This window comes from Thioalkalivibrio sp. AKL17, assembly GCF_000377885.1.
GTDB classification, from domain to species: Bacteria; Pseudomonadota; Gammaproteobacteria; order Ectothiorhodospirales; family Ectothiorhodospiraceae; genus Thioalkalivibrio; species Thioalkalivibrio halophilus.
The window spans coordinates 507,217-531,121 of sequence record NZ_KB898765.1; the positions used below are offsets into that span (position 1 = coordinate 507,217).

The window sequence follows — 23,905 nt, forward strand, 5'->3', positions numbered from 1 at the left end:
TTTCGCGAGAAAACGCGCGATTATAACGAATTGCAGCGCCAAGACAAGGCCGAAGCCCCGTCGTCAGCGTTTCGGCAGGCCCCCTCCGGGGCCTCCAGGGCCGCCCATGCCGCCCATTTGTCCTCCAAGGGCCCGCATCATCTTCGATGCGCCGCCCTTGGAAAATTTCTTCATCGCCTTGCTCATCTGGGTGTGCTGCTTGAGCAGGCGGTTGACGTCCTGGATCTGGCAGCCGGAGCCCGCGGCGATGCGGCGCTTGCGCGACCCCTTGATGATGTCCGGGTGGCGGCGTTCCTCGTCGGTCATCGAGGAGATCACGGCCTGCATGCGCCGGATCTCCTTGTCGCCGGCCTGATTCTTGATCGCCTCCTGCATCTTGCCGCCGCCGGGCAGCTTTTCCAGCATGCTGCCCATGCCGCCCATCTTCTCCATCTGGGCCAGCTGTTCGCGCAGGTCGTTGAGGTCGAAGCCGCGCCCCTTCTTCAGCTTGCGCGTGAGCTTTTCGGCCTTGTCCTGATCCACCTGGCGCGAGGCCTCCTCGACCAGGGAGACCACGTCGCCCTTGCCGAGGATACGGGACGCGATACGTTCCGGATGGAAGGGTTCGAGCCCGTCGGGGCGCTCGCCGGTGCCGATGAACTTGATCGGCACCCCGGTGATCTGCCGCACCGACAGGGCGGCACCCCCGCGGGCATCGCCGTCGGCCTTGGTCAGCACCACGCCGGTCAGCGGCAGGGCATCACCAAACGCGCGCGCGGTGTTGGCCGCGTCCTGCCCGGTCATGGAGTCGACCACGAACAGGGTCTCCACCGGTTCGACCGCTGCGTGCAGGCTCTGCACCTCGGCCATCATGTCCTCGTCGACGTGCAGGCGCCCGGCGGTGTCCACCAGCAGTACGTCGACCCCTTCGCGGCGGGCCCGCTGCACCGCGTCGGTGGCGATGTCGTCGGGCTTCTGCGAGGTGTCGCTGGGGTAGAAGGTCACCTCGACCTGGCCGGCCAGGGTCTCCAGCTGCTGGATCGCGGCGGGGCGGTAGACGTCGCAGCTGACCACGGCCACGCGTTTCTTGTCGCGCTCGCGCAGGAGCTTCGCCAGCTTGCCGATACTGGTGGTCTTGCCCGCACCCTGCAGGCCGGCCACCAGCACCACCGCCGGCGGCTGCGCGGCCAGATTGAGGGAGGCGTTCTCGCCACCCATGGTCGCGACCAGCTCGTCGTGCACGACCTTGATCAGGGCCTGCCCCGGCGTCAGGCTGCCGATGACCTCCTTGCCCAGCGCCTTTTCCTTGACGTCCTTCACGAACTCGCGCACCACCGGCAACGCGACGTCGGCCTCGAGCAGGGCCATACGCACTTCGCGCAGGGCCTCCTGGATGTTGTCCTCGGTCAGGCGCGCCTGACCCTTCAGGCGCTTCATCGTGTCCTGGAGGCGACTGGAAAGGCCGTCGAACATGGGACGTGTCTCCTGCGGATGAAATCGGCGGGGAGCGGCCCGCATCGAATCCGACATTATACCCGTGACCGGGGGTCTCCTGCAGCGCGCGGTAACGAAGTGCATTCGCGGGCGCGACAAGAGATAATCCGCGCATGATCACGATCGCCGGAACCATCGCCGTTTTTCTGTACCTGATCGCGCTGGGCTACCTGGCCCTGGGCATACGCGACCGACCGCTGGCCGCCGGGCAGCCACGCGGACCGCTGGCAGTGTGGCTGCTGGCGCTGATCGCCCACGTGGTGGCGCTGGTGCCGGCGGTTGTCACCGGCACGGGCTGGAACCTGTGCCTGGGCAATGCGCTGTCGGCGTCGATGTGGCTGGTGGCGGCCCTGCTGTGGGTCACCGCCCTGCGTCACCCGCTGGCCAGTCTCGGGATGGTGGTCCTGCCACTGACCCTGCTGGCCGCGCTGACCGCGCTGCTGTGCGACGGCGACGCCCGCTACGCGACCTCGGCCGGCATCGCGGTGCACGTACTGTTTTCCGCCCTGGGCTGGGCTTTTCTTGCACTATCCACCGCGCAGGCTGCGGTGATGACCGCCCAGCACCGCGCCCTGCACGATCACCACACGCGCGGGATCGTGCGCTACCTGCCGCCGCTGTTCTCCATGGAGCTGTGGCTGTTCCGCATGATCTTCATCGGCTGGCTGTTCCTCGGGCTCAGCCTGATCTCGGGCTTCATCTTCGTCGACGACCTGTTCGCCCAGGACCTGGTGCACAAGTCGGTGCTGTCGATCCTGGCCTGGCTCATCTTCTCGGTGCTGCTGCTGGGGCGCTGGCGGCTGGGCTGGCGCGGGTCGCGCGCGCTGGCCTGGACCACCGGCGGCTTCGTCGCGCTGGTGCTGGCCTACTTCGGTACCAAGCTGGTGCTGGAGGTCATCCTCGGGCGCGTCTGAGCCCCTGCCCCGGCGCTTGACAGCCTCGCGGGGCTTGCCTGAAATGGAGCCAGCCCACCCCTGACCGCAGGTCGCCCCGTTGCAAGAAATCCCGCTGTCCGTCCTGTTCGGCGCGCTGGTCGTGCTGTTCCTGCTGTCGGCCTTCTTCTCCGGGTCGGAGACGGCACTGATGGCGCTGAACCGCTACCGCATGCGGCATCGCGCCCAGACCGGGCACCGCGGGGCGGCGGATGCCGCACACCTTCTGGAACAACCGGACCGGCTGATCGGGCTGATCCTGCTGGGCAACAACTTCGTCAACATCCTGATCGCCCAGATCGCCACCATCATCGGCTGGCGGCTGTTCGGCGACACCGGGGTGGCCATCGCCACCGGCATACTGACCCTGACCCTGCTGATCTTCGCCGAGACCGCGCCCAAGACCCTGGCGGCCCTGCACAGCGAGCGGGTCGCCTACCCCGCGGCACGAATCTACCGCATCCTGATGCGGGTGCTGTGGCCGGTGGTATGGCTCATCAACCTGCTGGCCAACAATTTCCTGCGGCTGTTCGGGGTGCCGGTGGATGCCCGCCAGCGCTCGGCCCTCAATGCGGACGAGCTGCGCAGCGTGGTCTCCGAGGCGGGCTCGCTGATCCCTCCGAACCACCGCCGCATGCTGCTCAACCTGCTGGATCTGGAGCGGGCCACGGTCGAGGACATCATGATCCCGCGTAACGAGATCGTGGTGCTGGACCTGACCGAGCCGTGGAACGAGGTCCTGGATCAGCTGCTGCACGGCAGTTTCACACGGCTGCCGGTGGTGGAGGGCGAGCTGGACCGGGTGCTGGGCTTCCTGCACCTGCGCGACGTCCTGCCGCTGATCGAACGTGACGAATTCGGCCCCGAGGCGCTGCGCCAGGTGGTGACGGCACCCTGTTTCATTCCCGAAGGGACGCCGCTGAACCGCCAGCTGATCAACTTCCAGCAGCAGCGTCGCCGGATCGGGCTGGTAGTGGATGAATATGGTGACATCCAGGGCCTGATCACCCTGGAGGACCTGCTGGAGGACATCGTCGGCGAATTCACCACCGACTCGCCAACCATGAGCGACGATATCCTGTTCCAGGAAGATGGCGCGGCGATGGTCGACGGCGGCATCCACCTGCGCGAGCTCAACCGGCTGCTGGCCCTGGATCTGCCACTGGACGGCCCGCGCACCCTCAGCGGCCTGATCGTGGAGCACCTGGAGAGCATCCCGGAAGCCCCGGTCAGCGTGCGCATCAACGGCGTGGTGATGGACATCGTACAGATCAAGAACAACACCATCCGCACCGTGCGCATCCCGCCCGAACACCACAGCCCGACCACCCCGGAAGACTGACATGGCCCGCAGCAAGACCCAGTACATCTGCCGCGCCTGCGGCGCGACCTCGCCCAAATGGGCCGGCCAGTGCGGGGAATGCGGCGCCTGGAACACGCTCGAGGAGGCCGCGCCGGTCGCCTCCGCCGGGCCGCGCGGCGGCGGCTATGCCGGCGAGAGCGCACGCATCACCCGGCTGGGCGAGGTCGAGACGGGCGAGCTGCCGCGCACCTCCACCGGGATCTCCGAACTCGACCGCGCGCTGGGCGGCGGCCTGGTCACCGGCTCGGTGATCCTGATCGGGGGCGATCCCGGCATCGGCAAGTCGACCCTGCTGCTGCAGACCCTGGCCGCCCTGCCGGCGGAGCAGACCCTGTATGTGACCGGCGAGGAGTCGGCCCAGCAGGTGAGCATGCGCGGGCAGCGCCTGGGGCTGGAAGTGGACGGCCTGCGCCTGCTGACCGAGACCCAGGTCGAAAACATCATTGCCACCTGCGAAAGCGAACGCCCCGGGGTGCTGGTGATCGACTCGATCCAGACCCTGTTCACCGCGGCCTCGCAGTCGGCCCCGGGCTCGGTCAGCCAGGTGCGCGATGCCGCCGCGGCGCTGGTGCGGCTCGCCAAGCAGCGCGGCATCACCGTGATCCTGGTCGGCCACGTGACCAAGGACGGGCAGCTGGCCGGCCCGCGCATCCTCGAACACATGGTCGACACCGTGCTGTACTTCGAGGGCGATCCGGACGGGCGCTACCGCATGCTGCGGGCGGTCAAGAACCGCTTCGGCGCGGTCAACGAGCTGGGCGTGTTCGCGATGCTGGAGACCGGCCTCAAACCGGTCTCCAACCCCTCGGCGATCTTCCTGTCACGCCACGAGAACCCGGTGCCCGGCAGCGTAGTGATGGTCACCCGCGAAGGTACGCGCCCGCTGCTGGTGGAGGTCCAGGCCCTGGTCGCCGAGAGCCACGCCTCGCAGCCGCGACGCATCACCGTGGGCCTGGAGCAGAACCGCCTGACCATGCTGCTGGCGGTGCTGCACCGCCATGGCGGCGTCGCCCTGTTCGACCAGGACGTGTTCATCAACGTGGTCGGCGGCGTACGCGTGACCGAAACCGCCGCCGACCTGCCGATGCTGGCCGCCGCACTCTCCAGCCTGCGGGACCGGCCCCTGCCGCAGGAACTGCTGGCCTTCGGCGAGGTGGGCCTGGCAGGCGAGATCCGCCCGGTCCCCAACGGCGAGGAACGCCTGCGCGAGGCCGCCAAGCACGGCTACACCCGCGCCATCGCCCCCGCCGCCAACGCCCCGCGCAAGCCAATCAAGGGCATGGAGGTAGTCGCCGTCTCACGCCTGGGCGAGGTCCTCGACGCGCTGTAGTCGAGCCCGGGCCGCCTCCCGTGCAGTGCCTACCCCCGGCCCCACCGCTGGTGGATCTTGTGGCGCCGCAAGCCTCCCACCCCTTCCACCTTCGCCCGATCATGTGCCTGATGTGTGCAGCGATGTCGGTTCATGAGCCGCTAACGCCCGCCATCACCGGTGACAAAACCAGAGCGAAGCGGAGGTTTTGGCATCCGGTGCATGGCCTGGTTAGCTATCGATCCTCGTGCAAGCGACCTTCCACATATTTATGAAGGATGCTGGCAACAAGTGTTTGGTAGGGAATACCTTCCGCCAGGGCTTTCTTCTGGAGCCCCCGAAGATCCTTGGAAGAAAGCCTGATGTTAATACGGGCATCTTTTTTGAACATGGCCTCGGCGTATTGTTGATGCCGCAGTTTCCTGTCTTCACTGTCTGGCGACCTCTGCAGCTCTCCTGCATCGAATGCATCCAGAACTTCCTGCTCTTCTTTATCCAGCCTACTCATTTTGGACCTCCCAAATAGGTTTTGGTCGCTTTCCGGCTCGGGATGATCGTTTTCAGAAAAACCTCATCCTCTGACTCCACAAAGGGCACCAAATACGCATACCCCTCAATCTCAATCACATGAATTTGTTGCCCCGGATATCGCTCCTGATTCGAATGCTCGAACGTATCCAAGATGCCTCCAACCGAGATATGCAAAACCACATCCTCGAAAGAGACGTTCCTTTCTGCTTGGAGAAGCTTGTTCTTCTCCGGGGTTCCATGTGATAGGTTTCATAGGTCAAAGTTTAGCACACTATGTGCTTTTTGTACTCACTAGCTAACGCCGCGCTCACCGGCAATTTTGGAGCGTAGCGGAAAAATTGTCCGAGTGCAGCGCTTTGTTATGTACTGCTTGCACGCTTGTATCCCGTGGCCTTCTCGGCAATTCCGAGACTAAGTTGACCATCAGCGTTTGTCGTCTCCCTATATCCTACATACTCCATATATTTATCCAGTAACCCTAAATATCTGGCTACTTCTTTTAGGGAAAGGCGCCTTAGAATTTCAGTAGTAATTGGTCTTTTCTCTTCCCAAAAAATGCTCGCATCGTAAAATTTTCTAGCCGGTTCAGACATAAGGAGAGAGTGTACGAATTTAGCTTCACTCTCTGTCTTAAATGAAAGAAAATTGACGGTGTCGTCGAAGATAACCGGCTTTCCATCAATTGGACCAACCAGACAAAAATCCAGTTTTTTGTATAGCCCTGATATCGCCACTTTCCAAGGAAGGAAAGTGTATTCCCCAACACCAAAGATGGAAAACTTTGGCTTTCCACGGTATATCGAGCTTTTTCTAGAATTCAATACATCAGCATGGTTTTCGAGATACTCGTATGTTTTAGGAGCCTCAAATTTTATTCTATCGGTACTTTCACCTACAGATCTTTGGGTAACCACTACCCAGCGTCTGCAAATATCTGTTCTTGAGTTACCAATATCGGAGCTCTTCAGAAGTGGGTAAACGAATGTCGGCTCAACATCTACTTTAGCTTTGAAGCCATTCTCATAAGCCTCGTTCTGCTTGGCTAGCTCCATAACTTTCGAGCAATCATGTTTTAGTCCTGAGCGCCAAATATAGACTGAATCTTGGCCGCGAAGACTTCTGTATTTTTCATAGGTTTCGATATCTCTGACGACAAACCCATCCCTTTCCCCAATGATATAGGCTGGCTGAGTTGCTTCGAGACTGTCAAAAACCTCACAATCCGCATTGCCTACATCGGTTGTAAGAACAAACAAACATGCGTCAACAGCAGCCGAGAAGTACTTCATCGCGTCAATTGAATAGATATGCCCAAAGAGCCGATGCTCCTTTTTTTGGCGTAACTTGCGCATAATTTTACGCGCGACGGAATACTTACATAGCATTGCCAACGCGCCATCATGCTTTTCCAGCCAGTCAACATGCCGAAGCAGCATCCACTCAGATATATCAAAATTACCTGAACCTGTGATAGCTTCGATCCCACGTCTCCCTTGGAAGTTAGTTTTTTCGGGCAGATTTTCGCTATTGAGAATGCCTAATTCACTGCTAGTCACCCATGGTGGATTACCGAGAATTAAAAGGCTGCCTTTATTTTGATTTAGCACTTCTTCCCAATCTAATAGAAAGAAGTCACCTTGCTTAATAGAAACTCGTTCGGCCTGGTCTGGCTCAATTGAAGCGCTAGCATCCGAAACGTACTCTGGATTTACTTCATACGCTACGACTTTAGAATCAGTGAAACCACTTAAAGCAGCTCTCACAAATGCGCCTTTTCCGCAAGTTGGCTCAATTATCAAGTCGGGCGCAATATGATGATTCCTTTTTAGAACTTCAACGACCCGCGTGGCTAGGTCGCTTGGAGTTTGGAAATCACCAAACTGCCATTTGTCTAACGTCTTTGCCATATCATCTAATCCTTAGAACGCCGTCGACATCACCGGCCTTGTCGATAACTCTTCGATATTGAAGCCTCCACTGCAAAGCATTAGATATAGTTAAATACCCAATCCTGGGAGGATGTTTAAGGATTCTCTCTGCCAGATCATTTGCACTGATTTCGTCAAGCGGGAGATTTCGTTCAACCAAAAATGCACTGATATCATCAAGATTCCCATCTCTATCGAGAATATCTACAAGTCCTTTTGTCGTCTGATAATCAGCGGTTGCATCTTTCTCTACGAAAATGGTGTGCTTCATATCCAGCCTGCCAGTGCGATCCTCGTGATCGTCATACTTCTCGTAGACAAATACAAGCAGACTGTATCCCAGCCCATAAACTTTTTGAGTGGCCGACTTGAAAGGGCACGATGATTGAGGCTGTTTAATGCTTGTAACCTTTATATCCACGCCCAATCCTGGCAAATCAATGCCCGATGCAGAGTTGCCTTCTTGATAAGAGTAGTTCTCAGCAAGGTAGGCTGTAAATTTGTGCTCTAGGTAAGTACCGACCGCCTTTCCGTCAGTAACCCCATATAGCGTAGGCTCGTCATACTTGGTCTCAATTTCCGCGAATTTCGCAGCCTCTTCGCTAAGCTGATCAATAGTTAATTCTTTCTTCATGTTACCTCTGGTGTGAGTTGTACATAACGCCCGAGCGCACCGGCGCACTTTAGTGCGTCCGCGTGGCGCGACTTGTTAACTACTTTTCCTCGGAACCGGTGAAATAAGACCCTCGAGAAGCAAATCGCCTCGGCCAATAGCTTTCATAGACTGAGAGCTTTCCTGGGTTCTTAAAAGGCCTGGTTGGGATACAGGACCAAGTGCCTCAATAACATCAAGCACGGGGAAATCCCTTCTTGTTGCCAATTCCTTCGCCACTTGCCGATGAGAGGCCTGTGGTAAGAAAACTTCTTTCGGTAGCTGCGCGTCCGCTTGTATGAATTGCTGAACTATTCCCCAAGCACTGTAAAAAATCTCCATAAAAGCCCCATCGTAAGGAATTGGGCAAATTATTAGGTTTTTCCTTTCATCTTTTCTTACTTTATCGCTTTTTCCCTGAATTGCCGGTACTACCCCGACCCTTAATCCGTTCGCAGCTTCGAGTTGCGAACTGTTTATTTTCACAGTCGTACCGACCCATCTATCTCCATCTGTTGTTCCAAGAAACAAATCGGCCTTCCAGAGGCCATTTATACTAGTAGGTAGCGATGGGCGAGTATTTTCCCTTCGGAATGCCGCCGCTAGCTGGTTTAGATAACCTTTGAGCTTGGGTGGCTGTGACCTTTTCCCTGTTAGAATTCTCGAGTCATCGGTCAGCGTGTTTTCGGCTGTTGCTATTAGCTGACTGGCGCCCTTTTTTTCCACGCCAAAAAGCAATGATTCGAGCTCTTCACCAGGCACCTTGCATTTTTTTAGGGCATCCTCTACCCGCTCTAAAACAGTAGCATCACGCCTTAGCATGGCGTCATGTACGGCGTATTCGTAGCAAATGCCGCAATCGCCGTCGCCAGGTCTATAAAGCCTCGGGAGCATCTTGAGCTTGAGATTCTCATACTCGCCTGCCTCTTTGACTACATCGCCCTTTAAGCTGTAGAGAAGTCCCATCAAAATCGGACGAACGACTGCAGTTAAGGCCGCCACTTCACCTGATATGGGGCTTTCCTGAATTTCAGACCTGACATTTACTTGAGACAAACCCCTGCCTCCCATTGGTTTTTTGTGGTTAACAGCAGATTAGACAGAATCTGTAATATTGGTGATATACAGAGTCTGTATATCACCTGATCCTCGCGGCACCGCCCCTTCCTCTGGTGGCTTCTGCTCCGACAGTTTAGCCATGGTGGGATCATGGCTAAACCGTGAGGTGAGCTCATGGCGACAGGGATCCGTGCCGGAAGGGGGCGCTGATTGCGGGAAGGACACCGGGAGGCGCGTGTTTTCAAGGGGTTAAGGTAAAGTGGGCTCACCGGTAATCGGTGCGGACGGAACGGTTGATCACTCGGTTCCCCGGGCCTCGTCTGGCGGGACTCGTGGCGGAGGGCATTGCCGGTCACCTCACCATGGAGGGGCAGATATTGTCGATGCAAGGTCGGCAGCCCGTCAGACGGTCGATGCTATACGGATTCTGTATAACATCGTGAAGCCAGAACGGACGGCAGCGCCCCACCGGTCAGCGCAACGGCGGGAGGCCCGGGTAAATCCCTGAAACCCCGGGGCGAGCCGGAACCTGCCGGACCGCGGATCCACGTGGCCTGCACACAAAAAAGGCGCCCGGAGGCGCCTTTTTCACTGCTGCGTGCGGGAATCCGCGCGTCAGTTCACGGCGTCGAGATCCGCCGCCAGCGATTCGCGCATGCCCTCGGGCACGGCGTCCACGCGGTGGTTGTAGTTCTCGTGCTCCACGCCGGCGGCGATGGCCGCGCCGGACTTGACCGCCGACACCATCGTCGGCGTCAGCTCGAAGCGCAGGAAGTGCACCGACGAGGTCTTGTCCTCGGTCTCGCGGTCGAGGTCTTCATTGGCGATCGGGTAGACCTTGTCGTGGCCTTCCACCTGCACCCAGGTCGCACGCTCGATGCCGATCAGCTTCGACAGCTGCACCTTGCGCTCGTCCGCGTCGGGGAATTCGACCATCATGGTCGCCTTCCAGTTGGAGCCGTCCGGGATCAGCGGGTTGTAGGCACCCAGTTCGTCCTCGATGCCCTCGCGGTCGAAGATCTTCTCGACCCGCAGCATCTCCTGGACCTGGTACTGCATGGTCATGCGGTCTTCGAAGTGCAGGGTGACCGCAGGACCGATCTGCAGCACGCGGTGGCGCTTGTGCTCCATCACGTCGCGGCGGAATTTGGGCCGTACCTCGGAATACTGTTCCAGGGAATACAGGTCGTCACGGCTGAGCTTGTCCACGTTTTCCTCCGTTACCATGTTCTCACCTCCTCGAGCACCGGGAGCCACATCACCCGCGCGGGGGGCATCAGTGGTCGTGATGCTGGCTTTTGTCGGTGTAGTCCTTGTCGGACCAGAGATTGTCTTTGAGTTCGCGATCGAACACCGGGTTCCGGCGCCGGATCCATTCCAGCACCATCGCGGCATGTTCGATCTCCTCGTCGCGGTTGTGCGCGAGGATCGCCTTCAGTTCGTCGTCCTTGCAGGCGTCGATGCGCTGCTGATACCAGTCCACCGCCTCGAGCTCTTCCATCAGCGAGGAAATGGCGCGGTGCATCTCGCGCGATTCGTCGCTCAGTTCCGCAACGGGTTCGTGATAGCTGTCGCTGGCCATGAAGACTCCCCTCCTTAGTGTCGTTACAGGCCGTAGGCCTGGCGCAGCAGGGTCAGCGGGTGCTCGGGTGCCTTGTCCTCGCCCTTGCCCTGCAGTCCGTTCTCGATCATGTGTCCGGCCATCGGGCAGTCACTGGAGAAGTGGTCCGCCTCGGCCTTCTGCACCCGGTTCACCACGGGCCGGCAGATCTTGCTGGCCGTCTCGTAGAATTCGCTCTTCACGCCATAGGTACCGTCATGCCCGGAACAGCGCTCGACGGTCTCGATCTCGGTGTCCGGCACCAGCTTGAGCAGATCGCGGGTCTTCAGGCCCATGTTCTGCACGCGCAGATGGCAGGCGGCGTGATAGGCGATCTTGCCCAGCTTTTCCGGGAAGTCGGTGTTCAGCTTGCCGTCCTTGTGGCGCTCCATCAGGTACTCGAACGGGTCGAAGATGCGATCGCGTACCGTGGCCACGTCCTGCTCGTCGGGGAACATCAGCGGCAGTTCCTGCTTGTACATCAGCACGCAGGACGGGACCGGGGCGACGATGTCGTAGCCCTGGTCGATCATCTTCTTCATCGCGGGGATGTTCGCGTCCTTGGAGGCCTCCACGGACTCCAGATCGCCCAGCTCGAGCTTGGGCATGCCGCAGCACTGCTCCTTCTCGACCAGCGTGACCTCGATGCCGTTGTGTTCGAAGACCTTGACCAGATCCTCGACCAGGTGCGGCTCGTTGTAGTTGCCGTAGCAGGTGGCATACAGCGCGACCCGGCCCTGAGTGGTGCCGGCCGGCTCCGGGTTGCTCACCCCGCCGGCCACCTTCGCCACGCGCGAACGGCCCTTGTTCGAGTGATACTCGGGCACCGGGGCGTCCGGGTGCACACCGACGGTCTTGTCCAGCAGCTTGCGCACCGTTGCGTTCTTGTTGGCCGCGTTGACCGCGCCGGCCACCACCGGAATGCCCGCCAGCTTGCCCACCGTGTCGGTACTGGAGAGCAGTTTGTGCGAGGTCTTCGCACCCTCGTTCTGGAACCGGAATGCCTTGGCCCGCAGCATCAGGTGCGGGAAATCCACGTTCCACTCGTGCGGCGGGACGTAGGGGCACTTGGTCAGGTAGCACAGGTCGCACAGGTAGCAGTGATCCACCACCTGCCAGAAATCTTTCTTGTCGACCCCGTCGACTTCCATGGTCTCGGATTCGTCGACCAGATCGAACAGCGTGGGGAATGAATGACACAGACTGACGCAGCGCCGGCAGCCGTGGCAGATGTCGAAGACGCGCTCGAGCTCGCTGAACAACGATTCCTCGTTGTAGAACTCGGGGTTCTTCCAGTCCAGTGGATGGCGGGTCGGGGCTTCGAGACTGCCTTCACGTTGATGGGTCGGCGCAGACATTCATCCCTCCGGATGTTCTGATTGTTCTGTTCTTGCAGACAAGACGGGGCCGGCTGAACCGGCCCCGCTGCGGGACACGAGCCGCGACGATCAGTCGTCCAGCTGGTCCAGCGCCTTCTGGAAGCGGTTGGCGTGGGACCGCTCCGCCTTGGCCAGGGTTTCGAACCAGTCGGCGACTTCGTCGAAGCCCTCGTCACGCGCGGTCTTGGCCATGCCCGGGTACATGTCGGTGTACTCGTGGGTCTCGCCGGCGACCGCCGTCTTCAGGTTCGCGTCGGTGGAACCGAACTCCAGGCCGGTGGCCGGATCGCCGCAGCTCTCGAGATACTCGAGGTGGCCGTGGGCGTGGCCGGTTTCACCTTCGGCGGTGGAACGGAACACGGTGGCGACGTCGTTGTAGCCTTCCACGTCCGCCTTGGAAGCGAAGTACAGATAGCGACGGTTCGCCATCGATTCGCCGGCAAACGCTTCCTTCAGGGCTTCTTCGGTCTTGCTGCCTTTCAGATCCATGATGTCTCTCCTTCTTCGTATGGGTTCTACACAGACACAACGAGCGAGTGTCGCATCGAGTGCAGAGGGTGATTTAGACTCTGTCTAAACCGTATCGCAAATGTATGCCCTGCCCCCGGCCCTGTCAACCTGCCCCCTCGTGCTTTTCACGCACGCGCGGATCCGGTACTTTGGCCGTTTTTGCAGCCGACAATCGCCATGTCCGACGAGACTCCCGATCCCGCACCCGGAACCCCGGCCGACTTCGAAGCCAGCCTGGAAGCCCTGGAGACCCTGGTGGCCCGCATGGAGTCGGGCGAGCTGGGTCTGGAACAGTCGCTGGAAGAGTTCCAGCAGGGCATGCAGCTGGTCGATCGCTGCCAGCGGGCCCTCGACGAGGCCCAGCGGCGCATGGAAGCCCTGACCACCGAAACCTCCGGCAATCCGGAAGCCGCCAGCGGAACCCCGCCCGCGACGGATGACGATGACCCGGTGCCCTTCTGATCCGGACCTGCGGACGCCCGACGTGACAGCCACCACCTCGCCCGAACAGGCCATCCCCGCGTATCAGGAACGCATCGAGGGGGTCCTGGACCGAGCCCTCGATCCGGCCGGCGCGCCCGACGCCCGGCTGATCGAGGCAATGCGCTATGCCACGCTCTCCGGCGGCAAGCGCCTGCGCCCGCTGCTGGTGTATGCCACCGGCGAGGCCCTGGGGGCCCCGCAGGACGCGCTGGATGCCGCAGCCGCGGCGGTGGAGATGATCCACGTCTACTCGCTCATCCACGACGACCTTCCGGCGATGGATGACGACGATCTGCGGCGCGGGCGCCCGACCTGTCATCGGGCCTACGACGAAGCCACCGCGATCCTCGCCGGCGATGCCCTGCAGGCGCAGGCCTTTGTCACGCTGTCGAGCGGGACGGCGGCACTGCCGGCCGGGCGCGCCCCGGTCATGCTGCAGGAACTGGCCCGCGCCGCCGGCCTGCAGGGCATGGCCGGGGGCCAGGCCATCGATCTGGGAGCCTGCGGCGGGCGCCTGGACCTGCCGGGTCTGGAGGGCATGCACCGGCTGAAAACCGGCGCCCTGATCCGCGCCTCGGTTCGCCTGGGCGGGCTGGCCGGCGGCGCCGACGACGCCCTGCTGACGCGCCTGACCGACTACGCCGAATGTATCGGCCTGGCCTTCCAGATCCGCGACGACATCCTGGACGTCGAGGGCGACCCGGAGACCCTGGGCAAGGCCTGCGGAGCGGATGCGCGCCTGGACAAGTCGACCTTCCCCGCGCTGATGGGCCTGGAAGCCTCGCGCGAACGCGCGGTGGCGCTGGTCGACCAGGCACTCGAGGCGCTGCAACCCCTGGATGCGGAGGCCGATTTGCTTCGCCATCTCGCGCGTTACATTGTCGACCGCATCCACTGAGCCGGTGCCCTCCACGATGCAAGCCACCCCCCTCCTCGATGCCATCGAGTGGCCATCCGATCTGCGCGCCCGACCGGGCGCCGAACTGCCGGAGATTGCCCGGGAGCTGCGCACCTTTCTGATCGACAGTGTCTCGCGCACCGGCGGACATCTGGCCGCCAACCTCGGGACGGTGGAACTGGCGATCGCCCTGCACTACGCCTTTGATACCCCGGACGACCGGATCGTCTGGGACGTGGGGCACCAGGCCTATGCGCACAAGATCCTGACCGGACGGCGCGAGGCCATGGCGACCCTGCGCCAGCACGGCGGACTGGCGGGCTTCCCCAAGCGCGCGGAGAGCGAATACGACGCCTTCGGCGCCGGGCATTCCAGCACCTCCATCAGCGCCGCCGCGGGCATGGCCCTGGCCGCCCGCCACGCAGGCCTCGACCGGCGCCACGTGGCGGTGATCGGCGACGGCGCGATGACCGCCGGAATGGCTTTCGAGGCGCTCAACCACATCGGCGAGCTGGACTGCAACCTGCTGGTCATCCTCAACGACAACGACATGTCCATCTCGCCCAACGTGGGCGCGATGAACCAGTACTTCACCCGGCTGCTGTCGGGGCGCCTGTACAGTTCGATGCGCGAGGGCTCCAAGCGCATGCTGGAATTCGTGCCACCGATGAAGGCGTTCGCCCAGCGCGCCGAGGAGCACATGAAGGGCATGCTGGTGCCCGGCACGCTGTTCGAGGAACTGGGCTTTCGCTACTTCGGCCCGGTCGACGGTCACGATGTCAGCGGTCTGGCCGGCATCCTCAAGAACCTGCGCGGCGGACACGGACCGCAGCTGCTGCACGTCGTCACCCGCAAGGGCCAGGGCTATGCCCCGGCCGAAGAGGACCCCTGCCGCTATCACGGTGTGTCCAAGTTCGAACCGGAGAACGGTCTCGCCCCCTCCGGTCCGAAGGCACCGACCTACACCGACGTCTTCAGCCAGTGGCTGTGCGACCAGGCGGCGGCCGACGAGCGCCTGCTGGGCATCACCCCGGCGATGCGCGAAGGCTCCGGCCTGGTGGCGTTCTCGGAACGCTTCCCGCAACGCTACTTCGACGTCGGCATCGCCGAGCAGCACGCAGTGACCCTGGCGGCCGGCATGGCCTGCGAGGGCCAGCACCCGGTGGTCGCGATCTACTCGACCTTCCTGCAGCGGGCCATGGACCAGGTCATCCATGATGTCGCCCTGCAGGATCTGCCGGTGCTGTTCGCCATCGACCGGGCCGGCATCGTCGGCGCCGACGGCCCCACCCATGCCGGTACCTTCGACATCGCCCTGCTGCGCAGCGTACCCAACCTGCTGCTGATGGCCCCGGCCGACGAGGCCGAATGCCGCCGCATGCTGGCGACCGGCTTTGCCTGGAACGGTCCGGCCGCGGTGCGCTATCCGCGCGGCAGCGGCCCGGGTACGGAGCCGGGCGACCGTCTGGATCCGCTGCCGGTGGGCGAGGCCGAGATCCGTCGCGAGGCGGGCGCGGACGGTGCGGGGGAACGCATCGCCATCCTGTCCTTCGGCGCCCTGCTGGATACGGCGCTGGAGGCCGGCGAAGCCCTGGATGCGACGGTCGTCAACATGCGCTTCGTCAAGCCGCTGGATACCGCCTGCCTGGCCCGCCTGGCGGCGGAACACGACCGCCTGGTGACGCTGGAGGATCATGCCCGCGCCGGCGGCGCCGGCAGCGCGGTCCTGGAGTGGCTGTCGGCGGAGGGGCTGGACATCCCCTGCCAGACCCTCGGCATCCCCGACCGCTTCACCGAACACGGGCCGCGCGAGACCATCCTCGCCGAATGCGGTCTCGATACCGCCGGCGTGCTGGCAGCGATTCGCCACGCGGCCGGGCAGGAGAATTGCGCCGCACCGGGCGGCCGGCTAGGCTTTGCAGGCTGACAGCCATCTCCCGGCCCGCCGGCCGACCGCTTCCGGAATCCGAACATGAGTGCCCGCTATACCCTGCGCGTCCTGACCGACTTCGCCTCCGCGCACACCCTGCGCGATTACCCGGGGCAGTGCGCGAACATGCACGGCCACAACTGGAAGGTGGAAGCCGAGGTCGAGGCCGAAACCCTGGACGACACCGGAATGGCGGTGGATTTCAAGGTGGTCAAGAGCGCCGCACGCGAGATCGCCGGGCAGCTGGATCATCGTTACCTCAACGACGTGCCGCCGTTCGACACCGTCAATCCCACCGCGGAGAACATCGCCCGCTGGTTCTTCCGCGAGCTGGCGGAACGCCTGAACCGCCCGGGGCTGCGCGTCAGCGCCCTTACCCTGTGGGAGACCGACCGCGCCTGCGTGCGCTACAGCGAGGACGGCTAGCCAGACACCGCACTCGCTCCACCAACCCCTGCGCCACCTACAGGTGGTTGGAAGCGTAATCCGCCAGCCGCGAGCGTTCGCCGCGGGTGAGCGTGATGTGCCCGCTGTGCGTCCATTCACGGAAGCGGTCCACCACATAGGTCAGCCCCGAGGTGGTCTCGGTGAGGTACGGGGTATCGATCTGCGCGATGTTGCCGAGCGCGACGATCTTGGTCCCCGGCCCGGCGCGGGTGATCAACGTCTTCATCTGCTTGCTGGTGAGGTTCTGCGCCTCGTCCAGGATGATGTAGCGGCTGAGGAAGGTACGCCCGCGCATGAAGTTGAGCGAGCGAATCTTGATGCGGCTGGTGAGGATGTCCCCGCTGGCCGCCCGGCCCCATTCCCCGGCCCCTTCGGTGTTGCCGCCGAGGACCTCGAGGTTGTCCATCAGGGCCCCCATCCACGGAGTCATCTTCTCCTCTTCGGTACCCGGCAGGAAGCCAATGTCCTCGCCCACCGGCACCGTCACCCGGGTCATGATGATTTCCTTGTAGGTCCCGTCCTCGAGCGTCTGCGCCAGGCCGGCCGCGAGGGTCAGCAGGGTCTTGCCCGTCCCCGCCGCTCCCACCAGCGAGACGAAATCGACCTCCGGATCCATCAGCAGATTGAGCGCCAGGTTCTGCTCGCGGTTGCGGGCATTGATGCCCCAGACCGTGTGCCGGGGATTCATGTAGTCGTCCACCAGCTCGATCACGGCGGTCTCGGCCGGCCGATCCACCTCCAGCACGATGGCACTCAGGGGCTGCTCGCCCTCGCGATAGACGAACTGGTTGGGATGCCATTCCGCAACCAGCGGGCCCTTCACCCGGTAATAGGTCCGGCCGGCCTCCTGCCAGGAATCCATCGCCGCGCCGTGGGTGTCCCAGAAGTCGCCGGGCAGCTCCTGCATCCCCGAGTACAGCAGGGAAACGTCATCCAGCACCTGGTCGTTGTGGTAGTCCTCCGCATGCAGGCCGATCACCGCGGCCTTGATGCGCAGGTTGATGTCCTTGGAAACCAGGGTCACCCGGACATCCGGGAGCTCCTCTTCCAGCGCCCGTGCGGTGCTGAGAATGTCGTTGTCGGCCGAAGAGCCCGGCAGGGACTCGGGCAAGTGCGAATTCAGGCTGCGGGTCTGGAAAAACAGCCGGCCATGGCCGCCGAGATCCGAGTCCTCCAGCGACGTCGCCGTCAGCGACAGCCCGGCGACAATCGCCTCGTGGGTGGCCCCGGTCATCAGCTCGTCGATGAACCGGCTCACCTGACGCACGTTGCGCGCCACCTCGGAGACCCCCTTCTTGCCCCGGTCCAGCTCTTCCAGCACCACCATCGGCAGGAAGATGTCGTGCTCCTTGAAACGGAACAGCGCGGTGGGGTCGTGCATCAGGACGTTGGTGTCCAGCACGAACAGATGACGGCCGGGTTCGCGGTCTTCGATCATCGGGCCTCCGGGGCGCAGGGGCAGGGGCAGAAACGCGCTCGATGTCAGCCCGAGAGTTCACGCACCGCGGCGAGCACCTCGTCCACGTGGCCGGGGACTTTCACCTTGCGCCATTCCCGGCGCAGCACGCCGTCCGCGTCGATCAGGAACGTGGAGCGCTCGATGCCGCGCACCTGCTTGCCGTACATGTTCTTCATGCCAATGACGTCGAAGGCCTCGCACAGGCGCTCGTCCGCATCGCTGAGCAGGTCGAACGGCAGCTCCTGCTTGCTGCGGAAATTCTCGTGGCTCTTCACGCTGTCGCGCGAGCAGCCGAGGATCACCGCCCCCGCTGCCTCGAAATCGGCCAGGCGCTCGGCAAAGTCACGGCTCTCGTTGGTACACCCCGGCGTGTTGTCCTTGGGGTAGAAATACAGGACCACCGTGCGCCCGCGGAAATCCTCCAGCGCCAGCTCCTGCTCGCCGGTGGCCGGCAGGCGGATATCGGCAGGTACGGCCTGATCGATCGCAACCGTCATTCTCGTGTCTCCGGTCGGGGACGGGGCGGCATTCAGGCCTTGATCGGCTCCAGCACCCCGTCGAGATTGAGTTCGTCGCAGAAGTCCATGAATTCGCCCCGCAGCGTCGCCAGATGCTGCGCGGCCGGGATGTCGATCACGATGTTCGCCGCGAACATGCGGGCGCCCGTCTGCTGCGCCGTGTAAACGCGACTTTGTACATCCCGCAGGTTGACGCCCCGCGTGGCGAAGAAGTTCGCCAGGCCGTGCAGCAGCCCCGGGGCATCCAGGGCAATCACGTCCACCGCGTAGGCCATCGCGGCCTCACCCGCCTCTGCCAGCGGCCCGCGACGCGCGGTCACCACCAGCCCGCTCTCGCGTTCCAGACGTTCCAGCCGCCCTTCCAGGGTCGCCAGGGTCTTCCAGTTTCCGCTGGCGGTCACCGCCATGCAGGCATAGCCGGAAAGCACCACCATGCGACTGGCTTCCAGATTGCAACCGGATTCGGCGACGTGCTGGGTCACCTGGGTCACCAGGCCCGGCCGGTCCGGCCCCAGCAGACTCAGCACCAGCTCGGTGTGCGTACCGGCCCCGACGACCTCAGCCACGGGCCCGGCCTCCTGCAACCGGCGAGCAGGATGGCGAACGGCAATGGCGCATCGCGTGGATCATGATGCCGGAACATATCACCTCCCCGGGTACAGGCCAACGCGGCGCTTTCTTGAATGCCCTGTCAGTCCCCCGTTAGACTGCACCATTACTTGTCCTGGAGGGGGCGATGTTTCAAGGCAGCATGGTCGCGCTCGCGACCCCGATGCACGCCGATGGCAGCCTGGACTGGCCAGCGCTGGATCGGCTGCTGGAATTCCATGTCGAGTCGGGTACCGACGCCATCGTCGCCGTGGGCACCACCGGCGAATCGGCCACCCTCGATTTCGACGAACACTGCGAGGCCATCGCGCACGTCGTGCGGACCATCGATGGCCGCCTGCCGGTCATCGCCGGAACCGGGGCCAATTCCACCCGGGAGGCGATCGCCCTGACCCGGTGTGCGAAGGAAGCCGGTGCCGATGCCTGCCTGCTGGTCGCCCCCTACTACAACAAGCCGACCCAGGAAGGTCTGTATCTGCATCACAAGACCATCGCCGAGGCGGTGGACATCCCGCAGATCCTGTACAACGTGCCCGGCCGGACGGCGGTCGACATCCTGCCCGAAACCGTCGAGCGCCTCGCCGGGGTGCCCAACATCGTCGGCATCAAGGAGGCGACCGGCAGCAACGAGCGCACTGCCGAGCTGGTCGAACGCGTCGGGAGCCGCCTGGACCTGTTCAGCGGCGAGGATGCCAACGGACTTGCCTTCATGCTGGCCGGTGGCCACGGCGTCATCTCGGTCACGGCGAACGTCGCGCCGCGTCTGATGTCGGAGATGTGCCGGGCAGTGCGCGAAGGCGATGCCGAACGAGCCCGCGAGATCAACCGCCAGCTGGACGGACTGCACTCGGCCCTTTTCCTGGAAGCCAACCCGATCCCGGTCAAATGGGCGCTGCAGCAGATGGGCATGATGGAAGAAGGCATCCGCCTCCCGCTGACACCGCTTTCGGCTCCGTTTCACGCCCCGGTTCTGGACGCCATGCGCCAGGCCGGCATCGAGGTATGAACCGTTCATGACCCGTTTTTCGTCCTTTTCCGCTCGTACGACCGTACGCGCTTACCTGCCCGCGGCGCTGCCGCTGGCCGTCGCCCTCGCACTGGGTACCGCCGGCTGCGCCGGTACCGATGACCGTGGCCCGGTATATCAGGAATCCCGTCAGGCCCCTGACCTCGAGGTTCCGCCCGAACTCAGTGCCCCCGACAGCCGCGACGGCTACCGCGTCCCCGACGCGCCGGGAGAACGCGTCAGCGCCCGCGAGATGCAGCAGCCCGATACCCGACAGACCGGCACACCGGACGGAACGGGCGCCCTGGCGCCGCGAGCCGGCGAGGTCCAGGTCCTGCCCGAAGACAGCGATGTACAGATCTGGCGTGACGGCGATACGCGCTGGCTGACGGTCGATACCGACCCGGACGACCTGTGGAATCGCCTGGCCGCGTTCTGGGACAGCCAGAACCTGCCGCTGGAACGCAACGAACCGGAAGTCGGCATCATGGAAACCCAGTGGGCCGAAGACCGCGCCGGTATCCCGTTCAGCGGCACCCGCGGCTTCATCGCCCGGACCATTGGCGGTCTCTACGACTCGAACACCCGTGACCGGTACCGCCTGCGCGTGGAACGCGAGGAAGACGGTCGCACCGCGGTCTACATCACCCATCGGGGGGCCGAAGAACAGCCCGTGGGCGAAGAACGCTTCCTCTGGGTTTCCCGCCCCTCCGATCCGGAACTGGAGGCGGAAATGCTCAATCGCCTCCGCCTGTTCCTGCTCACCGGCGACCCCGGCGAAGGCGGTCAGCGCGCCGACGAATCCGAGGTCCAGCGGGTGCCGGGCGCTCGCATCGAGAATGTCGGCGACGAACTGGTTCTTCGCTTTGACAGCGAAACGGACCAGGTATGGCGGCACCTCGGCATGCGCCTCGACCGTTCCGGCCTCCTCGTCGACGAACGCGACCGCCGCAGCGGCGTGCACGAAGTCACCTATCGCCCGGACAGCGCCGACGAAGACGAAGGTGGCTTCTTCAGCCGCCTGTTCGGTCGCGGTGACCGCCGCGCAGACACGCGCTACCGGCTCGAACTCTCCGCGGACAACGGCCAGTCCCTCCTGCGTGCACGGGACATCGAGGGCGAACCGCTGGACGAGGACGACACCCGGTTCCTCCTCGAACGGATCGAGGAAGGATTTCGCCGCTGATCGCCCAGCACCGGCACTGTCGGCATGCTTCGATACTGTTCCCTTGGAAGCGGGAGCGGCGGAAACGCACTGGTCGTGCGCGCCCGCCACACCTGCATCATGATCGACTGCGGCTTCTCCGCTCAGGAGGCCGAACGTCGGCTCGCGCGCGCAGGCCTGCAGCCCAACCAGCTGAACGCAATCCTCATCACGCACGAGCACGGTGACCATATCGGGGCTACCGGCGCGTTCTCCCGACGCCACGGGATCCCCGTATACGCTTCCCACGGCACCATCCGTGCCGCCCGTGACAATCGCTTCCCCAGCACCCTGGAAATCACCAGCGACTCGCCGATCGAGATCCGCGACCTGCGGGTGATTCCGTTCACCGTCCCGCATGACTCGCGAGAACCCACGCAGTTCACGTTGTCCGACGGCGACCGCGAGCTGGCACTAATGACCGATGCCGGCCATGTCACGCCTCACATGGTCGCGATCGCCGCCCGGGTCGACGGACTCCTGCTCGAATGCAACCACGAGCCGGATATGCTCCAGGCCGGCCCGTATCCCGAGCGCCTCAAGGAGCGCATTCGCGGAGGATGGGGCCACCTCCCCAACCACGCGGCGCGTGACCTGCTCCGGCGGGCCGACAACCGAAAGCTGCGCTCCCTGATCGGGATGCACCTGTCCAGCGACAACAACCATCCCGACCACGCCCGGAAAGCGCTTGCAGAGGGCGTCGGCGCGGCCGCAGCCGAAATGGAACTCGCCACCCAGGAAGAAGGGTTCAGCTGGCGCGAGCTCTAGGGAATAGCCACAGAAACGCAGCCCGCTGGCTGCCAGAGTCTACTTCCGCGATTCGCGGAGGAAATACAGCCCGCCAAGGATCATCACCACACCCACAACGGTCGCGAACCACCCGCCAAATCCTCCATCCTCACGGGGAGCGATCGGCGAGAAATGGACCTGCTGCCCCAGCAGCGCATACGCCCCCACGGCAATAAGCACCAGGCCCACGATCACCAGCCCACCATCCGTCCGCTTGTTCGCCACCGCATACCTCCCGCCGGCCGTCCGGCGTCTCACCACCACAAAAACAGGCACAAAAAAAGCCCGACCCCTCGCAAGAGGAATCGGGCTTTCGGTGTAAATGCCTGGCGGTGACCTACTCTCACGAGGGGAGGCCCCTAACTACCATCGGCGCAGAGCAGTTTCACTTCCGAGTTCGGGATGGGATCGGGTGGTTCCTGCTCGCTATAGCCGCCAGGCAAACTGGCTGGACAGCGCTCACTGTCCAAATTCGGAATGCAACTAGGTGATGTGTCAGAAGAGACCAACAACCATTTGGGTGTTATATGGTCAAGCCGCACGGGCAATTAGTACTGGTTAGCTTCACGCGTTACCGCGCTTCCACACCCAGCCTATCAACGTTGTCGTCTTCAACGGCCCTTCAGGGAGCTCGAAGCTCCAGGGAGATCTCATCTCCAGGTGGGTTTCCCGCTTAGATGCTTTCAGCGGTTATCCCTTCCGCACTTAGCTACCCGGCAATGCCACTGGCGTGACAACCGGAACACCAGAGGTGCGTCCATCCCGGTCCTCTCGTACTAGGGACAGATCCTGTCAAATCTCCGACGCCCACGGCAGATAGGGACCGAACTGTCTCACGACGTTCTAAACCCAGCTCGCGTACCACTTTAAATGGCGAACAGCCATACCCTTGGGACCTGCTTCAGCCCCAGGATGTGATGAGCCGACATCGAGGTGCCAAACACTGCCGTCGATATGGACTCTTGGGCAGTATCAGCCTGTTATCCCCGGAGTACCTTTTATCCGTTGAGCGATGGCCCTTCCATACAGAACCACCGGATCACTAAGACCTGCTTTCGCACCTGCTCGACGTGTCTGTCTCGCAGTCAAGCACCCTTATGCCTTTGCACTCGTCGCGCGATTTCCGACCGCGCTGAGGGTACCTTCGCACTCCTCCGTTACTCTTTGGGAGGAGACCGCCCCAGTCAAACTACCCACCACACACGGTCCTCGACCCGGATAACGGGCCTGAGTTAGAACTCCAAACTTGCAAGGGTGGTATTTCAAGGATGGCTCCACCGAGACTGGCGTCCCGGTTTCAAAGCCTCCCACCTATCCTACACAAACAAGCTCAAAGTTCAGTGTGAAGCTGTAGTAAAGGTTCACGGGGTCTTTCCGTCTGGCCGCGGGTACACAGCATCTTCACTGCGATTTCAATTTCACTGAGTCTCGGGTGGAGACAGCGCCGCCATCGTTACGCCATTCGTGCAGGTCGGAACTTACCCGACAAGGAATTTCGCTACCTTAGGACCGTTATAGTTACGGCCGCCGTTTACCGGGGCTTCGATCAAGGGCTTCGCCGAAGCTAACCCCATCAATTAACCTTCCGGCACCGGGCAGGCGTCACACCCTATACGTCCTCTTTCGAGTTAGCAGAGTGCTGTGTTTTTAGTAAACAGTCGCAGCGGCCTGGTCTCTGCGACCTCGAACAGCTCGGGGAGCGAGTCCCGTCACCATCCGAGGCGTACCTTCTCCCGAAGTTACGGTACCATTTTGCCTAGTTCCTTCACCCGAGTTTCCTCAAGCGCCTTGGGATTCTCACCCTGCCCACCTGTGTCGGTTTGGAG

23 protein-coding genes and 2 rRNA genes (1 of these 25 cut by a window edge) are annotated in these 23,905 nt (G+C 62.6%); 10 read left to right on the forward strand and 15 right to left on the reverse strand.

What is annotated here, in order from left to right:
* Window positions 1-63 precede the first annotated feature (63 nt).
* A complete protein-coding gene (gene ffh / locus D577_RS0105650; protein ID WP_018946574.1) occupies window positions 64-1,452 on the reverse strand; it encodes a signal recognition particle protein in 1,389 nt (462 codons plus the stop codon).
* A gap of 134 nt (window positions 1,453-1,586) precedes the next feature.
* On the opposite strand from ffh, the gene D577_RS0105655 reads away from it, so the two are divergent.
* The 3 genes from D577_RS0105655 (at window position 1,587) to radA (ending at window position 5,098) form a co-directional block, all read left to right on the forward strand.
* Complete coding sequence (locus D577_RS0105655) at window positions 1,587-2,387, forward strand: inner membrane protein YpjD (protein WP_018946575.1); 801 nt, start codon at window positions 1,587-1,589, stop codon at window positions 2,385-2,387.
* 79 nt (window positions 2,388-2,466) lie between these two features.
* The gene (locus D577_RS0105660; protein WP_018946576.1) at window positions 2,467-3,747 is read left to right on the forward strand and encodes an HlyC/CorC family transporter; all 1,281 of its coding nucleotides are present in this window, start codon (window positions 2,467-2,469) and stop codon (window positions 3,745-3,747) included.
* Between the two features lies 1 nt (window position 3,748).
* Window positions 3,749-5,098 (forward strand): DNA repair protein RadA, encoded by a 1,350-nt coding sequence (radA, locus tag D577_RS0105665; protein WP_018946577.1) that lies wholly within the window; start codon window positions 3,749-3,751, stop codon window positions 5,096-5,098.
* Between the two features lie 214 nt (window positions 5,099-5,312).
* Here radA and D577_RS13965 read toward each other — a convergent pair whose 3' ends face one another.
* From D577_RS13965 to D577_RS0105690, 8 genes are all read right to left on the reverse strand, one after another.
* Window positions 5,313-5,585, reverse strand: a complete 273-nt coding sequence (locus D577_RS13965) for an antitoxin (RefSeq protein WP_077244722.1) — start codon at window positions 5,583-5,585, stop codon at window positions 5,313-5,315.
* A 382-nt stretch (window positions 5,586-5,967) separates the two neighbouring features.
* Window positions 5,968-7,515, reverse strand: coding sequence for an SAM-dependent methyltransferase (locus tag D577_RS13975; protein ID WP_081618807.1), 1,548 nt, complete (start codon window positions 7,513-7,515; stop codon window positions 5,968-5,970).
* A 1-nt stretch (window position 7,516) separates the two neighbouring features.
* The gene (locus D577_RS13980; protein ID WP_081618808.1) at window positions 7,517-8,170 is read right to left on the reverse strand and encodes a restriction endonuclease; all 654 of its coding nucleotides are present in this window, start codon (window positions 8,168-8,170) and stop codon (window positions 7,517-7,519) included.
* Window positions 8,171-8,245: 75 nt separating this feature from the next.
* The gene (locus D577_RS13985; protein ID WP_208854540.1) at window positions 8,246-9,244 is read right to left on the reverse strand and encodes a hypothetical protein; all 999 of its coding nucleotides are present in this window, start codon (window positions 9,242-9,244) and stop codon (window positions 8,246-8,248) included.
* 618 nt (window positions 9,245-9,862) lie between these two features.
* The gene (locus tag D577_RS0105675; RefSeq protein ID WP_018946579.1) at window positions 9,863-10,474 is read right to left on the reverse strand and encodes a DUF3501 family protein; all 612 of its coding nucleotides are present in this window, start codon (window positions 10,472-10,474) and stop codon (window positions 9,863-9,865) included.
* Between the two features lie 49 nt (window positions 10,475-10,523).
* The gene (locus D577_RS0105680; protein WP_018946580.1) at window positions 10,524-10,829 is read right to left on the reverse strand and encodes an encapsulin-associated ferritin-like protein; all 306 of its coding nucleotides are present in this window, start codon (window positions 10,827-10,829) and stop codon (window positions 10,524-10,526) included.
* Between the two features lie 23 nt (window positions 10,830-10,852).
* Window positions 10,853-12,205, reverse strand: a complete 1,353-nt coding sequence (locus D577_RS0105685) for a heterodisulfide reductase-related iron-sulfur binding cluster (protein ID WP_018946581.1) — start codon at window positions 12,203-12,205, stop codon at window positions 10,853-10,855.
* Window positions 12,206-12,295: 90 nt separating this feature from the next.
* Entirely contained in the window at window positions 12,296-12,715 is a 420-nt protein-coding gene (locus D577_RS0105690; RefSeq protein WP_018946582.1) for a rubrerythrin family protein, read from the reverse strand.
* Window positions 12,716-12,913: 198 nt separating this feature from the next.
* Here D577_RS0105690 and xseB point away from each other — a divergent pair, with 198 nt between their 5' ends.
* The 4 genes from xseB to queD are packed head-to-tail and all read left to right on the forward strand — an operon-like array spanning window position 12,914 to window position 16,473.
* Window positions 12,914-13,198 (forward strand): exodeoxyribonuclease VII small subunit, encoded by a 285-nt coding sequence (gene xseB, locus D577_RS0105695; RefSeq protein ID WP_018870616.1) that lies wholly within the window; start codon window positions 12,914-12,916, stop codon window positions 13,196-13,198.
* The gene (ispA, locus tag D577_RS0105700; protein ID WP_051073621.1) at window positions 13,179-14,117 is read left to right on the forward strand and encodes a (2E,6E)-farnesyl diphosphate synthase; all 939 of its coding nucleotides are present in this window, start codon (window positions 13,179-13,181) and stop codon (window positions 14,115-14,117) included. Before xseB ends, ispA begins: the two co-directional genes overlap by 20 nt.
* Before the next feature lie 16 nt (window positions 14,118-14,133).
* Complete coding sequence (gene dxs, locus D577_RS0105705) at window positions 14,134-16,044, forward strand: 1-deoxy-D-xylulose-5-phosphate synthase (RefSeq protein WP_018946584.1); 1,911 nt, start codon at window positions 14,134-14,136, stop codon at window positions 16,042-16,044.
* Window positions 16,045-16,089: 45 nt separating this feature from the next.
* Entirely contained in the window at window positions 16,090-16,473 is a 384-nt protein-coding gene (gene queD / locus D577_RS0105710) for a 6-carboxytetrahydropterin synthase QueD (protein WP_018946585.1), read from the forward strand.
* A gap of 37 nt (window positions 16,474-16,510) precedes the next feature.
* Here the strand turns inward: queD and D577_RS0105715 are convergent, their stop codons facing one another.
* From D577_RS0105715 to D577_RS0105725, 3 genes are read right to left on the reverse strand one after another with little or no spacing between them, the layout of a single operon-like run.
* On the reverse strand, window positions 16,511-17,932 hold the full coding sequence (locus tag D577_RS0105715; protein ID WP_018946586.1) for a PhoH family protein: 1,422 nt from the start codon (window positions 17,930-17,932) through the stop codon (window positions 16,511-16,513).
* A gap of 44 nt (window positions 17,933-17,976) precedes the next feature.
* Window positions 17,977-18,450: a peroxiredoxin gene (locus tag D577_RS0105720; protein WP_018946587.1), complete on the reverse strand. Its 474-nt coding sequence runs from the start codon at window positions 18,448-18,450 to the stop codon at window positions 17,977-17,979.
* A 32-nt stretch (window positions 18,451-18,482) separates the two neighbouring features.
* Window positions 18,483-19,037: a glycine cleavage system protein R gene (locus D577_RS0105725; RefSeq protein WP_018946588.1), complete on the reverse strand. Its 555-nt coding sequence runs from the start codon at window positions 19,035-19,037 to the stop codon at window positions 18,483-18,485.
* 170 nt (window positions 19,038-19,207) lie between these two features.
* On the opposite strand from D577_RS0105725, the gene dapA reads away from it, so the two are divergent.
* From dapA to D577_RS0105740, 3 genes are read left to right on the forward strand one after another with little or no spacing between them, the layout of a single operon-like run.
* A complete protein-coding gene (dapA, locus tag D577_RS0105730) occupies window positions 19,208-20,086 on the forward strand; it encodes a 4-hydroxy-tetrahydrodipicolinate synthase (protein WP_018946589.1) in 879 nt (292 codons plus the stop codon).
* Window positions 20,087-20,093: 7 nt separating this feature from the next.
* Window positions 20,094-21,272, forward strand: a complete 1,179-nt coding sequence (gene bamC / locus D577_RS0105735; protein WP_018946590.1) for an outer membrane protein assembly factor BamC — start codon at window positions 20,094-20,096, stop codon at window positions 21,270-21,272.
* A gap of 24 nt (window positions 21,273-21,296) precedes the next feature.
* Window positions 21,297-22,058 (forward strand): MBL fold metallo-hydrolase, encoded by a 762-nt coding sequence (locus D577_RS0105740; RefSeq protein WP_026288928.1) that lies wholly within the window; start codon window positions 21,297-21,299, stop codon window positions 22,056-22,058.
* 39 nt (window positions 22,059-22,097) lie between these two features.
* Here the strand turns inward: D577_RS0105740 and D577_RS0105745 are convergent, their stop codons facing one another.
* The 3 genes from D577_RS0105745 to D577_RS0105755 form a co-directional block, all read right to left on the reverse strand.
* Complete coding sequence (locus D577_RS0105745) at window positions 22,098-22,304, reverse strand: hypothetical protein (protein ID WP_018946592.1); 207 nt, start codon at window positions 22,302-22,304, stop codon at window positions 22,098-22,100.
* A gap of 99 nt (window positions 22,305-22,403) precedes the next feature.
* Window positions 22,404-22,519 (reverse strand): 5S ribosomal RNA (gene rrf, locus D577_RS0105750).
* 87 nt (window positions 22,520-22,606) lie between these two features.
* Window positions 22,607-23,905: ribosomal RNA gene (locus D577_RS0105755) — 23S ribosomal RNA — on the reverse strand; it runs 1,580 nt beyond the window's last position.

Bases quoted from the DNA above. Each gene is read 5' to 3' on its own strand.
- ffh (WP_018946574.1), bottom strand. From the start codon at position 1,452: ATGTTCGACGGCCTTTCCAGTCGCCTCCAGGACACGATGAAGCGCCTG.
- D577_RS0105655 (WP_018946575.1), top strand. From the start codon at position 1,587: ATGATCACGATCGCCGGAACCATCGCCGTTTTTCTGTACCTGATCGCG.
- radA (WP_018946577.1), top strand. From the start codon at position 3,749: ATGGCCCGCAGCAAGACCCAGTACATCTGCCGCGCCTGCGGCGCGACC.
- D577_RS13965 (WP_077244722.1), bottom strand. From the start codon at position 5,585: ATGAGTAGGCTGGATAAAGAAGAGCAGGAAGTTCTGGATGCATTCGAT.
- D577_RS13975 (WP_081618807.1), bottom strand. From the start codon at position 7,515: ATGGCAAAGACGTTAGACAAATGGCAGTTTGGTGATTTCCAAACTCCA.
- D577_RS13980 (WP_081618808.1), bottom strand. From the start codon at position 8,170: ATGAAGAAAGAATTAACTATTGATCAGCTTAGCGAAGAGGCTGCGAAA.
- D577_RS0105675 (WP_018946579.1), bottom strand. From the start codon at position 10,474: ATGGTAACGGAGGAAAACGTGGACAAGCTCAGCCGTGACGACCTGTAT.
- D577_RS0105680 (WP_018946580.1), bottom strand. From the start codon at position 10,829: ATGGCCAGCGACAGCTATCACGAACCCGTTGCGGAACTGAGCGACGAA.
- D577_RS0105685 (WP_018946581.1), bottom strand. From the start codon at position 12,205: ATGTCTGCGCCGACCCATCAACGTGAAGGCAGTCTCGAAGCCCCGACC.
- D577_RS0105690 (WP_018946582.1), bottom strand. From the start codon at position 12,715: ATGGATCTGAAAGGCAGCAAGACCGAAGAAGCCCTGAAGGAAGCGTTT.
- xseB (WP_018870616.1), top strand. From the start codon at position 12,914: ATGTCCGACGAGACTCCCGATCCCGCACCCGGAACCCCGGCCGACTTC.
- ispA (WP_051073621.1), top strand. From the start codon at position 13,179: ATGACCCGGTGCCCTTCTGATCCGGACCTGCGGACGCCCGACGTGACA.
- dxs (WP_018946584.1), top strand. From the start codon at position 14,134: ATGCAAGCCACCCCCCTCCTCGATGCCATCGAGTGGCCATCCGATCTG.
- queD (WP_018946585.1), top strand. From the start codon at position 16,090: ATGAGTGCCCGCTATACCCTGCGCGTCCTGACCGACTTCGCCTCCGCG.
- D577_RS0105715 (WP_018946586.1), bottom strand. From the start codon at position 17,932: ATGATCGAAGACCGCGAACCCGGCCGTCATCTGTTCGTGCTGGACACC.
- D577_RS0105720 (WP_018946587.1), bottom strand. From the start codon at position 18,450: ATGACGGTTGCGATCGATCAGGCCGTACCTGCCGATATCCGCCTGCCG.
- dapA (WP_018946589.1), top strand. From the start codon at position 19,208: ATGTTTCAAGGCAGCATGGTCGCGCTCGCGACCCCGATGCACGCCGAT.
- bamC (WP_018946590.1), top strand. From the start codon at position 20,094: ATGACCCGTTTTTCGTCCTTTTCCGCTCGTACGACCGTACGCGCTTAC.
- D577_RS0105740 (WP_026288928.1), top strand. From the start codon at position 21,297: ATGCTTCGATACTGTTCCCTTGGAAGCGGGAGCGGCGGAAACGCACTG.